This is a genomic window from Kluyvera sp. NPDC087067 (genome assembly GCF_044745165.1).
Classification (GTDB): Bacteria; Pseudomonadota; Gammaproteobacteria; order Enterobacterales; family Enterobacteriaceae; genus Kluyvera.
On record NZ_JBIUZS010000004.1, the window covers coordinates 204,524 to 217,072 of the forward strand.

Sequence of the window (12,549 nt, forward strand, 5' to 3'; positions counted from 1 at the left end):
TAATTTACTCAGTGGTCCGATGGGTTCAATTATCTGAATAATCGGCCGTTTACAGGCATAAATGTAAATTATGTGCCACACTTGAGCGGTTAAGTTTGTTAAGGCGTTGTCACTCAATTGAGAAAATGGCCTTAATTCGAGTGAGCGAAAAGGAGAATGCTAATGAAACTTGTGCCGATCTTAAGCGGTTTGGCGGTTGCACTTGCCCTCGCGGGCTGTTCGCAGACGCACCAGCAAAATCATACCCCAGAAGCCGTTCAGGCCATTGCGGGCCCGAGCGTCACCGGTAACGTATTGATCCGTCAGAAAGTGGCATTGCCACCGAATGCGGTATTAACGGTAACCCTGTCCGATGCCTCGCTTGCCGACGCACCGTCAAAAGTACTGGCGCAGAAAGTGTTCCGTACCGATGGGAAGCAGGCACCATTTAGCTTTGTGCTGCCATTTAACCCAGCGGATATCCAGCCAAATGCGCGTATCCTGCTGAGCGCAGCCGTCACGGTTGATGGTAAGCTGCTGTTTATCACTGACACCATTCAGGAAGTGATTAACCATAACGGAACCAAAGCTGATTTGATTCTGGTTCCAGTGCAGCAAACGGCGGTTCCAGTACCGGATACCTCCGCGGCTCCGGTTAAAGATACTGCCCCGGTGCAGATCCCGTAATCGACGAATGCCCTCATTGCGAGGGCATTTTTTTTTAAGTTTATCCCACCACACTCTTTAATATCGCCAGCGATATTTCTGCAAATCAATTTGCCCATTGCCTGAAACCTGCACGCCATCGGCCAGCAGCGCCTGACGTTGCCGCTGAAGATCGGGCCCGGTGAGTGAAATTGCCCCATGACGATTAACCACCCGGAACCACGGCAGCGTAGAACCTTCCGGCAGGCGTCTTAGCACACCACCAACCTGTCTCGCTGCGCGAGGCGACCCGGCCAGTCTGGCGACTTCACCGTAGGTGGTGACGTAACCTGCGGGGATAGCGGCGACGATTTGCCATACGCGATGGGGGAACGAGTCTACTGCTTCCATTGTTCTATTCCTGAAGGAGGAATGTTCAGCATAATCAGCTAAACGTCTGCTGTGAAGAGAGGATTGTGCAAGAATCCAGCATGTGAAAGCCGATAGCTTGCAATTGCCGGGCTCAGCAGTGATAATGCGCCAGCGCGTTGGGAACAACGCTCTCAATGGGGGCTCTGTTGGTTCTCCCGCAACGCTACTCTGTTCACCAGGTCAGGTCCGGAAGGAAGCAGCCAGGGCAGATGACGCGTGTGCCGGGATGTAGCTGGCAGGGCCCCCACCCAATTCAGCCCTCCCGAAAAATCACCTGACGTTCTCTATTTTAGCCATAGCCTTATTATGGTTAATTCCCGCTTCACTCTTATTTATATCTTATTAAATTTCATTTGCTTGTCATAATACTGTCACAAATTCCCTTTAAATTAATATCGGCTATTTAGATGGCGCATCCTACTATAAATATATTTGTGGAATGCATTGTGGCTTTCATGTATTAGTTATTACAGAAAAAATACAAAAACCACTTTAGCCGCGCCGTTGCGCGTCGATACGGGAAGAGGTCAACATGACAGTCGCAGTGCTCAATGTGAAAATTGATGAAACCGTTAAAGAAAGCCTTCGCCATTACGCCGAAGCGAACAGTCTGACCTTAAGTGCCGCGACCGAAAAGCTCCTGCAGTTTGCATTCGAGAACCAGGAACTGGCGGGTGTATGTGAAGATGACGTCGACAGTCAGCATACGGAAGAGGACGTTTCGCCATTTACGCCTAAAGAAATCAAAGCATTACGAAAAATCCTGAAGAAGAGAAAATGAAACAGCAACCGTCAATAGCGTGTAACTACAGTGAAGCCTGCAATCTGTTACGCTCAGGCTATGTCAAACATGTTCTTCTTAACTGGGACGTTGGCAGCGATGAGTTCTTTCGCATCGCCTCTGACTGGTGCGATACCGGTGCAAAAATTAAAAAAGAGGGAGAATCCTTTGTGATATCCCTGAAAGGATTCCCGATTCCTCCGCAGCATTAATATATTATTGGGTGACGGTTGTCACCGGATAATAAAAACGCCAGGCTATATTTATTTGTGGGGAAATCTCCTCGCGGCCCACTATTATATAATTTTGCGTATTCTGTTGGCGCTATGCTGGCCTGCTAAGGCGTCCCATATGGGCTGTAATGTGGTAAACGCATATTTAAGCGTGTCGTCATCGTGAGTGAAAGGAATACGCAAATTTCTTTCACCGCCGCCCGCCAGACCAAAGCGTGTGCCGACGCCAAGATGAATCCCGCAGCTTTCCGCGCGCGCGGCAAACCGCGTGGCGACCATTTCCGGTAACTCCACCCAGAACGACAATCCTCCCTCCGGCAGAACAAATTTCCACTGTGGAAAATACTCGCGCATCAGCGACGCGCACATGTCTCGTCGCGCCGTGAGCTGCTGCCGCCGTTCGGGTAATAGCGTACTTTCATTGTCCAATAGCCAGCAGGTGGCGAGTTGTTCCAGCAGCGGCGAACCCAAATCCAGCGTATCGCGAGTCTGAATCAGCGCGGCGATGGTCTGCGTTGAGGCGCGTAGCCACCCCAGCCGCAGGCCGCCCCAAAAGCTTTTCCCGGTAGAACCGACGGTAATAATCGGGGCGTCAGTGTTAAATGCCGCCAGCGGCGGAGGCGGCGGGGCGTTGTACCATAAATCGACCATGGTTTCGTCGACGACTAAGGTGGTACAGGTGCGAGCGCAAAGATCGGCGACAATCTGTCGGGTGGCGGGATCCATACATTGCCCGGTTGGATTTTGAAAATCGGGCATCAGATACGCCAGACGCGGGGCCGTCTGAGCAATAATTGCCGCCAGCCCATCGGTGTCCCAGCCGTTGTGCGGCAGGGGAAGGGCGACCGGTCGGCATGATGCGCCTTCAATGGCGGCGATAGCCAATGGATAGGTCGGCGTTTCCACCACCACGCGATCGCCTGGCCCGGTGAGATACCGCAGGATCAGCGCCAGCCCGCTCAGCGCGCCGTTAACCAGCATAATTTCGTCAGCCGTCGTGGGCAATCCGCGCGCGCAATAACGACGAGCAATCGCTTCGCGCAAGGCGGGCAGCCCCTGCTGATCGTAGCCCGTGTGGCTGAGATAGCCGGGCAGCATACCGAGCGCATGGCTGTAGGCCTGATGAATCTCTGCTCCAGCGGCAAGTGCGGCGGTAGAGAGGTCGAGCGTCGAGGATGTGGACTGGCGCGACGTGCGCTGGATGCTCGTACCCGCGAGCGTCACCGTTGATCCGCTTCCCTGCCGGCTTTGGACATACCCTTCATCACGCAACTGCGCCAGCGCGCTGGCAATGGTTGTCCGGCTCACCCCCAGCGCGCTGGCAAACTCGCGCTCGCCCGGTAGGCGAGTCCCAAGCGGCAATCGACCATCCAGAATCAGCAGCCGTAAGGCGTCCGTCAACTGCCGCCACAGCGGCGTGGAGGAGGGGCTTTCTTGCCAGTGGCCCAGTAGGCGAATTAAAGATTGGGTGGCGGAACGTCGACGCATAAGAGCAGTCCACTTTTTAAAAACTGGTCATTAATCATAATGCCATTTTTGCCGATGATGAAGTTCTTAACCGACAGGCAGAGGTGCCAATGTTACGCCGACTGATTCAGCTATATTTTGGGTTAATGCTTTATGGGGTATCCACTGCCGTTTACGTGCGCGCCAATCTGGGGGCCGATCCGTGGAACGTCTTCCATCTTGGCGTCGCCGGATTAACGTCAATGAATTTAGGCGTGGTGATGATCCTCACGGGGGCTGCGGTATTGCTGCTGTGGATCCCGCTGCGCCAACGTCCGGGCCTTGGCACAATCAGTAACGTGATTGTTCTTGGGCTGGCCGCGGACGCAACGCTTGCGCTTATGCCGCCGCTGGAATCGCTATGGCTCCGTGCGCTGATGCTGGCGCTGGCGGTTATCTTAAACGCGCTGGCGACTGGAATGTACATTGGCGCGGGGTTTGGCGCAGGCCCGCGAGACGGGCTGATGACCGGCATTCATGCCCGCACCGGCTGGCCGGTACGCTGGATCCGCATGACCATTGAGCTGTCGGTTCTGCTGATTGGTACGCTACTTGGCGGTGCGTTTGGCATCGGAACGGTCATTTATGCGCTGGCTATTGGCCCGCTCATCCAGATTTGTCTGCCGTGGTTTCAGCTGCCGCGCGTGGCGCAGCGTCGTCCGCTCAAAGCTGAGCAGTCTGTTTGATTTTATGAAGCGCTCACAGTATGGGGCGCCATTTCAGGTTACACTGCCGCTATCACCGCAGATTATCTGAGCCAGAATGAAAACAATCACCCTTTATGATGTCGCTCGCGTAGCGGGGGTCTCCTATCAGACCGTCTCGCGGGTCATTAATCAGGCGGCGCATGTCTCTTTGCGTACGCGAGAAAAAGTCCAGGCCGCGATGCGGGAGCTAAACTATGTGCCAAATCGCGGTGCCCAGCATCTCGCCGGAAAAGCGACGCGCACGCTGGGGTTACTGACCACCGATCTCGCGCTTCACGCTCCCTCGCAAATTGCCTCTGCGGTGAAGCGGCGCGCGGGAGAGGTAGGCTGGTCAGTGCTGATTTCAATGGTGGAAAGCAACGACCGCGACGCCTGCTTTACGGCCTTACAGGAACTGCATTCCCAGCGCGTGGAAGGCCTGCTGGTGAACGTGCCGCTGGAGCGTGAGGTGGCTGAATCGCTGGCGGCGGCATCGCCAGTGCCGATACTGTTTCTCGATGTCGCCCACGATGCGCAGGTTAATAGCCTGGTCTTTGACGCACAGCTAGGCGCTCGCCTGGGCGTTGAACATTTGCTGACGCTGGGGCATCAGAAAATAGCGCTCCTGGCTGGCCCGCAAACGTCGGTCTCAGCGCGCGCTCGCTTATCCGGCTGGCAACATGTGCTCAAGGAAGTGGGGCTTGCGCCGGTGGCTGTGGCTTACGGCGACTGGAGCGCGGCGTCGGGTTACGAAAAAGCGCACCGTTTGTTGAATTCAAAACCGTACCCGCAGGCAATACTGGTGGCAAACGACCAGATGGCGCTGGGCGTCCTGCGAGCCTGTGCGGAAAAAGGCATTCGGGTGCCGGGGCAATTGTCGGTTATCGGCTATGACGATACCACCGATAGCGCCTGGTTCTCGCCGCCGTTGACCACCATTCGCCAGCGGTTTAAAGAAGCCGGGCGATTGAGCGTTGACGCCTTGATTGCCAGAGCTTCGCAGGCCGCGGAGCTTCAACAAGTCCGTTTGAGTGTCGAACTGGTGGAGCGCGGTTCAACGGCGGTAAGCCAACCGGAAACCTTGCCGGATGTCGACCTTGCGCAATGCTTACAAGAACTGGCGGCAAAGGTTGCCAGACGATCGAATGATTTGTGATCTGACTCGCTTCCTGTCGATCCGATCCTTTACCAAATCGTCCGATCCGGGCACTCTCAGCAAAAATTGTGAGCGCTTCGCAACGAGGTTACTATGCCACACTCTCCCGCCTTAACCCTCTGTGCCCTACTGGCGCGTCGTGATTGGGAAAATCCACAGCTTACCCAATGGCACCGTCTGCCAGCCCACGCGCCTTTTCACAGCTGGCGCACGCCGGAGGACGCCTTGCGGGATAAGGCCAGCACCGCTCGCCGCTCGCTTAACGGTAACTGGCAATTTAGCTTTTTTACCGCGCCAGAAGCCGTGCCGGAGAGCTGGATAGAAAGCGATCTTAATGACGCGGTGCTTATGCCGGTGCCGTCTAACTGGCAGATGCAGGGATTTGATACCCCGATTTATACCAACGTCACTTACCCCATTCCAGTCACGCCGCCACAGGTGCCGTCTGAAAATCCCACCGGCTGCTATTCGCGGCGTTTCCATGTCGATGCCGACTGGCTGGCGCAGGGGCAGACGCGGATTATTTTCGACGGCGTTAACTCGGCGTTTCATCTGTGGTGCAACGGCAAGTGGATAGGCTATTCGCAAGACAGCAGACTACCCGCCGAATTTGACCTCAGCGGCGTGCTGCGGGCCGGGGAGAACCGGCTGGCGGTGATGGTGCTGCGCTGGTGCGATGGCAGCTATCTTGAAGATCAGGATATGTGGCGGATGAGCGGAATTTATCGCGACGTCACGCTGTTGCATAAAACGGCCACCCGCATTGCCGATTATCAGATTACGCCGCGGCTTTACGACCGATTCACCTCCGGCGAGCTTGCCGTTCAGGTCACGCTTGAGGGGGATGATGTTACCGCTTCGCAAGTGGAGGCCACGCTGTGGCACGGTGAGAAGCTGGTCGCCAGCGGACGCCAGACCGCGGGGAATAACGTCATTGATGAACGCGGCGGTTATGCGGAGCGCGTTAACCTGACGCTAACGCTCGCTAAGCCAGCGTTATGGAGCGCGGAAACGCCAAACCTCTATCGTCTTGTGCTGAATCTGCTTGATGCCAGCGGCCAACGGCTGGAATCAGAGGCCTGTGACGTGGGGTTCCGTCAGGTAGAAATCAGCAACGGTCTGCTTAAACTGAACGGTCAACCGCTGCTGATCCGCGGCGTGAACCGTCATGAGCATCACCCGCAGCATGGGCAAGCGGTGGATGAAGCGACCATGCGCCGCGATATTGAGCTGATGAAACAGCACAATTTTAACGCCGTGCGCTGCTCTCATTACCCTAATCATCCGCTGTGGTATCGGTTGTGCGACCGGTACGGACTGTACGTGGTCGATGAGGCAAACATTGAAACACATGGCATGGTGCCGATGAGCCGTCTTGCAGACGATCCGCGCTGGCTACCCGCCATGAGTGAGCGCGTGACCCGTATGGTGGCGCGCGACCGCAATCATCCTTCGATTATCATCTGGTCGCTGGGTAATGAATCAGGCCACGGCGCAAATCATGATGCGCTGTATCGCTGGCTAAAAACGGCCGATCCTTCACGCCCTGTACAGTATGAGGGCGGCGGGGCGAATACGGCGGCGACCGATATCGTCTGCCCGATGTATGCGCGGGTGGACTCCGACCAGCCGCATCCGACCGTACCAAAATGGGGCATCAAAAAGTGGATTGGCCTGCCGGATGAGACGCGTCCGCTAATCTTATGCGAATACGCCCATGCGATGGGCAATAGCTTCGGCGGCTTTGCCAAATACTGGCAGGCGTTTCGGGAGAATCCGCGCTTGCAGGGCGGTTTTGTCTGGGACTGGGTCGATCAGGCGCTGTGCAAAACCGATGACAATGGCGGCATCTTCTGGGCCTACGGCGGCGATTTTGGTGATATCCCAAATGACCGTCAGTTCTGCATGAATGGTCTGGTATTTCCCGACAGAACCCCGCATCCGGCGCTCTTTGAGGCCCAGCGAGCGCAACAGTTTTTCACCTTTACGCCGGTGGAAAGCGCGCCGCTTACGGTGGATATCAGCAGCGATTATCTGTTTCGTCACACCGATAACGAGCGGCTGCGATGGTCGGTGAATGTTGAAGGGCAGAGCATTGCCGATGGCGATATTGCGCTGGATATTGCGCCACAGGCGACCTTGCGGGTGACGCTACCGTTTAACGAGCTTGCCACGCTGCGGGGGGAGTGCTGGTTGAACCTTGAAGTTTACCAGCCACTCGCCACCGCCTGGTCTGCGACGAATCATGTGTGCGCCTGGGCGCAGCTGCGCTTGCCGTCAGCCTTGTCACTGCCTGTACTGCTCGACGCGGGTGACGCACCACAACTGCACGTTGAGGCGCAGGCATTCGAGATTACCCACGGCAATCAGCGCTGGCAGTTCAGCCGTGAATCGGGCGATTTGGTGCAATGGTGGCACGAGGGGCAAGCGAGTTTGTTGTCGCCGCTGCGCGATAATTTCACGCGCGCCCCGCTGGATAACGATATTGGCGTGAGCGAAGTGACGCGTATTGATCCGAATGCGTGGGTTGAACGCTGGAAAGCGGCAGGAATGTACGCAATGACGCCGAGATTGCTGCTGTGCCGAGCGTTCACGCATGAACGAGGCGTGGAGGTGGAAACGCAGCATAGCTGGGAATATCAGGGCAAGATATTGTTTATAAGCCATAAACGCTGGCTTATCGATACGCATGGCCTGTTGCACGGCGATATTGATGTGCAGGTGGCTGACGACATTCCACATCCCGCGCGCATCGGTTTGCACTGCCAGCTAGTGGCGGTGGAAGAACAGGTCAGCTGGCTGGGGCTTGGCCCTCATGAGAACTACCCGGACCGCCGGCTCGCGGCGCGTCAGGGACGCTGGAAGTTGCCGCTGGCCGCGCTCCACACGCCGTATATCTTCCCGACGGAAAACGGTCTGCGTGGCGAAACGCGGAAGCTCAATTATGGCGTGCACGTCTGGCAGGGCGATTTCCATTTCGGCCTGAATCGCTATAGCCAGCGTCAGCTGCATGAGGTTACGCATCATCATCTGCTGCGCGAGGAACCGGGATGTTGGCTGAACCTTGATGCCTTCCATATGGGCGTCGGCGGCGACGATTCCTGGAGCCCAAGCGTGCTGCCGGAATTTTTACTGCCGCAACGCAAGCTGCGCTATCAGTTTAGCTGGCAACAGCGCTAGCGGGGTGACGTGGCATCAGTGTGCAGCGCTGATGCCATGTGCTGAGAGGTTATTCTCAGCCCAGAGAATGAATGTCTCTTTCGATAAGGCTTTGCTGTAGAGCCAGCCTTGCCCGAAATGTACGCCATGTTCACGCAGCCATTTCTCCTGGCAGGGCGTTTCAATACCCTCCGCCACGATGTTCAGCTGCAGGTTTTTTGCCATCTCAATGATATACGGCGTCACCTGCGCGTATTCCAGCATATCGACGAAAGATTTGTCGATTTTCAGGGTATCGACTTCAAGATCTTGCAGGTAGCGCAGGCTGGAGTAGCCGGTACCAAAATCATCAATATAGACAGGGTGCCCGCTGCGACGGTAGGCGGCAATCGCCGGAAGGATGGTATTGGGGTCGGCAAAGCCGCGTTCGGTGAGCTCCAGCGCAATTTGCTGCGGCGCTACATCCCAGATTCTCAACTGCTGATGCAGCAAGGTTCGCAGCACCACGGAGTGGAAATCATTCACCGACAGATTAATGGAGACGTGAATTTCCGGGTGCAGATGCAACCACTTGCCGAGGTCGCGGAAAACCGTTTTCACCACATTTTCCGTCAGATGAGTGATAAGGCCTGTTTGCTCGGCAAGCGGGATGAAAATATCGGGTGACAGATAGCTACCGTCTGGCTGCTTCCAGCGAGCCAACGCCTCACAGCCCACCATTTTATCGTCCGTCAGCGACACAATCGGCTGATAGTTAACGGTGATGTCAGCATTATTCAACGCGTCGAGCAAACGCTGGCGCGGCGATTGTAGACGACGCAGAACGCGGATAATCAGCCAGCTTGCCAGTAAGCTAATCAGGATACCGGCGGGCAGCCAGATGAGAAGTTGATGATGTAACCGTTCGGACAACGGTAGGGTGGAGGACCAGGTTAAAATAGACAGCTGCAGCTCGGGGTATTGCCGTACCGTGTAAACAACGTTGTTTTCCGTAAGCGTAGTGAGCTGGTCCTTGTGAATGCGCAGCAGGATTTTAGGATCCAACTCGGCGCTACGGCTAAAGACACGATTACTACTGGTGCTGATGAGCGCGACATTGGTGGTGTTATTGCTAAAGGGGATCACGTCAATGAGCGAAATGGGATCAATGATAACCATATGGTGCTCTGAAGCGAAAGCGGCCATATAACGTTTAATACCCAGATCGTTTTGTTCGGTGTACCACGCGCGATAGCCGGCGGGAGTAATGCGGTCGGGGGGTGGAAAGGTGAAGGTGTTGCCGTTATTTTCCAGCGACGAACATTTTGTTGTGAGCCCGTCGATATAAAGCACTTCCTGAATATAGCGCCAGGAATAGGAGAGGCGGCGCATTTCTTGCAGATGGGTTTTGCTACAGCCTGGATTTTTCAACGCATCCATCTGTTTTAGCGCGCTTTTGACCTGATTCATCACCTGCCCGGTGCGAATCAGCACCCGCGATGCGTAAGCTTCCTGCTCGGCAATAAACTGCTTATGGGTTTCGCGTTGGGCAAGCCAGATACTTAATAAGATAGGAAGGAGGATGGCCAGGATAAGCACGCCGGTAATTAAACCGACCAGATGTCGAGTTGTCACTGCCCCTGTCCTTATCCTGAGAAAAGTCTGACAAGTATACCTGACAACCCGTGGGGTGATGACGGGAAATCTTGATTCCCGCCATAATTTTCCTCACTTAGCGGCGATGCGCCAGCGCCCGGACCATTCGGTCACCGCCCATCTGTACGCCTTGCACCATCAACACCAGTATCACTACCGTACCGACCATGATTTGATCGTTAAATCGCTGATAGCCATAGCGAATCGCCAAATCCCCTAAACCGCCGCCACCGATAACCCCCGCCATCGAGGAAAAACCAATCAGCATGACCACCGTCAACGTGGTGGCCGCTAATAACGCCGGGAGCGCCTCCGGTAACAGCGCTTTGCTGATCACGTGCCACGCATTGCCGCCCATCGACAATACGGCTTCAATACGCCCGTAATCCACCTCATCCAGCGCGCTTTCCGTCAGGCGGGCAAAGAATGGGAAGGCGCCAATGGTAATCGGCACGATTGCCGCCGTGCTGCCAAGCGTGGTGCCGACCAGGAGCCGGGTGAAAGGGATGAGCGCAATCAGCAGCACGATAAACGGCAGCGAACGCCCGGTATTGATAATGGCGCCGAGCGCGGCGTTAAGCCGTGGCATTGGCACCAGCCCCTGGCGGCGAGAAATAAATAACAGCACGCCAAGCGGCAGACCGATTAAAACGGTAAACAGCGCAGCCAGGCCCACCATGTAGAGGGTATCGAGCGTCCCTTCCGCCAGCAGCGGCCATAAATCTTCCCAGCTCATGCGACTATGCATAAATGTCTCCTGTCCAGGCCGTGACGAGCGAGAAAACGACGTTCTTCTTCACCGTCGCCAAGTAAAATATCCCGCAGGCGTGACCAGGGGGAAGCCAGCAAATCGGCGATTTTTCCGCTCTCCTGAAGCTCTCCGCCTTCAAGGAGAGCCGCATGATCGCAGAGGGTTTTCACCACCTCCAGCTGGTGGGTGATTAGCACGATAGTCAGTCCTAGCTGGCGGTTGATGGTTTCAAGCAGCGCCAGTACGCTGGCCGTGGTTTCACTGTCCAGCGCGCTGGTCGCCTCATCGCAAAGCAGTACATCCGGCTTCGCCGCCAGCGCCCGCGCAATCCCCACGCGCTGTTTTTGCCCGCCGGAAAGCTGGGAGGGGAAGGCGTGCGCTTTATCGCTCAGCCCCACCAGCGCCAGCAGTTCAGCAACGCGCTGTTGACGCTCGGCTTTCGCAACGCCTGCGATTTCCAGCGGCACCGCGACGTTGTCGGCAACGCTACGGGCATGCAGCAGGTTGAAGTGCTGAAAAATCATCCCGGTGCGCAGCCGATGAGCGCGCAGCTGCGCTTTGTCGTACTGCGCAATATCGTTACCGTCGAACAGGATGCGGCCCGCGTCAGGCCGCTCCAATAAGTTCAGGCAGCGGATGAGCGTGCTTTTACCTGCCCCACTGCGCCCCAGTATTCCGTAAATCGCCCCTTTCGGGACGGTGAACGAAACGTCGTTGAGTGCCGGTTGGCCGCTTCCGGCATACTGCTTTTTCAGCCCTTCAATGACAATCATGATTTCGGCGCGCTAACCGGGATCACTGAGCCGTTGTAATGTTGACGGATAAATTCCGCCACCTGCGGGGAGGTCAAATCTTTTGCCAGTTCTTTAATTCGCGGATCGCTCGCCAGTTGTGGCGTTGTGACCAGAATATTGGCATACGGGTTATTGGTTGCACTCTCAAGGCCCAATGCATCTTTGGCTGGGCTGAGCCCGGCTTCAAGCGCGTAATTACCGTTGATAACGCCCAGGTCTACATCGTCCAGCGAGCGTGGGATTTGCGGTGATTCAACCTCAAGGATCTTCAGCTTATGCGGGTTCTCGACAATATCTTTTGGCGTCGCAAGCGTGGTGGCGGGGTCGGTGAATTTATCCGCCAGCTTTATCAGCCCGTTGCTTTGCAGCAGGAACAGCGCGCGGCTTAGGTTGGTGGTGTTATTAGGCACCGCGACGGTCGCGCCTTCCGGCAGTGATTTCAGATCTTTATGTTTGCGCGAGTAGATCCCCAGCGGTTCAATGTGCACGGTAGCGGCAACGGCAAAGGTTTTACCCAGCGCTTTTTCCTGATCTTTTAAATACGGCACGTGCTGGAAATAGTTGGCATCAACATCCCCATTTGCCAGCAGTTCGTTGGCATTTACGCCGCTGGTCAGCTCCACGATTTTTAAATCGAGTTTCGGATCCTGTTTTTTAATAAAGTTTAAGATCTCAGCGTGGGGAACCGGGTCGGCGGCAATACGCAGCGGTTCGGCAGAGGCGTTCCAGGCCAGGGAAAGAGACAGGGCAATTCCTGCCAGTTTAAAGGCGGCGTGTTTCATGGTGTGATTC

General features: G+C 55.8%; 12 protein-coding genes and 1 other RNA gene. 7 read left to right on the plus strand and 6 right to left on the minus strand.

The annotated features are described in order from the left end of the window. The first annotated feature begins 162 nt into the window (after nucleotides 1-162). Nucleotides 163-666, plus strand: a complete 504-nt coding sequence (locus ACIPDS_RS12550; RefSeq protein ID WP_166514702.1) for a YbaY family lipoprotein — start codon at nucleotides 163-165, stop codon at nucleotides 664-666. A gap of 57 nt (nucleotides 667-723) precedes the next feature. On the opposite strand, the gene ACIPDS_RS12555 is transcribed toward ACIPDS_RS12550, so the two are convergent. Continuing rightward, nucleotides 724-1,035, minus strand: coding sequence for an MGMT family protein (locus ACIPDS_RS12555; protein ID WP_400736086.1), 312 nt, complete (start codon nucleotides 1,033-1,035; stop codon nucleotides 724-726). Nucleotides 1,036-1,200: 165 nt separating this feature from the next. On the opposite strand from ACIPDS_RS12555, the gene ffs reads away from it, so the two are divergent. The 3 genes from ffs to ACIPDS_RS12570 all read left to right on the plus strand — a co-directional run bounded on the left by ffs (nucleotide 1,201) and on the right by ACIPDS_RS12570 (nucleotide 2,049). Beyond that, nucleotides 1,201-1,297: signal recognition particle sRNA small type (gene ffs / locus ACIPDS_RS12560), an RNA gene on the plus strand. 291 nt (nucleotides 1,298-1,588) lie between these two features. Next, nucleotides 1,589-1,837 (plus strand): hypothetical protein, encoded by a 249-nt coding sequence (locus ACIPDS_RS12565; RefSeq protein WP_400736089.1) that lies wholly within the window; start codon nucleotides 1,589-1,591, stop codon nucleotides 1,835-1,837. Further along, nucleotides 1,834-2,049 (plus strand): hypothetical protein, encoded by a 216-nt coding sequence (locus tag ACIPDS_RS12570; protein ID WP_166514705.1) that lies wholly within the window; start codon nucleotides 1,834-1,836, stop codon nucleotides 2,047-2,049. Before ACIPDS_RS12565 ends, ACIPDS_RS12570 begins: the two co-directional genes overlap by 4 nt. Before the next feature lie 84 nt (nucleotides 2,050-2,133). Here ACIPDS_RS12570 and ACIPDS_RS12575 read toward each other — a convergent pair whose 3' ends face one another. Further along, the gene (locus ACIPDS_RS12575; RefSeq protein ID WP_400736093.1) at nucleotides 2,134-3,558 is read right to left on the minus strand and encodes a PLP-dependent aminotransferase family protein; all 1,425 of its coding nucleotides are present in this window, start codon (nucleotides 3,556-3,558) and stop codon (nucleotides 2,134-2,136) included. Between the two features lie 89 nt (nucleotides 3,559-3,647). On the opposite strand from ACIPDS_RS12575, the gene ACIPDS_RS12580 reads away from it, so the two are divergent. From ACIPDS_RS12580 to ACIPDS_RS12590, 3 genes are all read left to right on the plus strand, one after another. Further along, nucleotides 3,648-4,262 carry a YitT family protein gene (locus tag ACIPDS_RS12580; RefSeq protein ID WP_400736096.1) on the plus strand — a complete coding sequence of 205 codons (615 nt, stop codon included), beginning with the start codon at nucleotides 3,648-3,650 and terminating at the stop codon, nucleotides 4,260-4,262. Nucleotides 4,263-4,338: 76 nt separating this feature from the next. Continuing rightward, entirely contained in the window at nucleotides 4,339-5,418 is a 1,080-nt protein-coding gene (locus ACIPDS_RS12585) for a LacI family DNA-binding transcriptional regulator (RefSeq protein WP_400736099.1), read from the plus strand. A gap of 93 nt (nucleotides 5,419-5,511) precedes the next feature. Then, on the plus strand, nucleotides 5,512-8,598 hold the full coding sequence (locus ACIPDS_RS12590) for a beta-galactosidase (protein ID WP_400736102.1): 3,087 nt from the start codon (nucleotides 5,512-5,514) through the stop codon (nucleotides 8,596-8,598). 15 nt (nucleotides 8,599-8,613) lie between these two features. On the opposite strand, the gene ACIPDS_RS12595 is transcribed toward ACIPDS_RS12590, so the two are convergent. The 4 genes from ACIPDS_RS12595 to ACIPDS_RS12610 form a co-directional block, all read right to left on the minus strand. Next, complete coding sequence (locus ACIPDS_RS12595; protein WP_400736105.1) at nucleotides 8,614-10,191, minus strand: EAL domain-containing protein; 1,578 nt, start codon at nucleotides 10,189-10,191, stop codon at nucleotides 8,614-8,616. 97 nt (nucleotides 10,192-10,288) lie between these two features. Continuing rightward, on the minus strand, nucleotides 10,289-10,948 hold the full coding sequence (locus ACIPDS_RS12600; protein ID WP_400736741.1) for a methionine ABC transporter permease: 660 nt from the start codon (nucleotides 10,946-10,948) through the stop codon (nucleotides 10,289-10,291). Further along, entirely contained in the window at nucleotides 10,945-11,736 is a 792-nt protein-coding gene (locus ACIPDS_RS12605) for a methionine ABC transporter ATP-binding protein (RefSeq protein ID WP_400736108.1), read from the minus strand. Before ACIPDS_RS12605 ends, ACIPDS_RS12600 begins: the two co-directional genes overlap by 4 nt. Then, nucleotides 11,733-12,539 (minus strand): MetQ/NlpA family ABC transporter substrate-binding protein, encoded by an 807-nt coding sequence (locus ACIPDS_RS12610; protein WP_400736111.1) that lies wholly within the window; start codon nucleotides 12,537-12,539, stop codon nucleotides 11,733-11,735. Before ACIPDS_RS12610 ends, ACIPDS_RS12605 begins: the two co-directional genes overlap by 4 nt. Nucleotides 12,540-12,549: the final 10 nt, after the last annotated feature.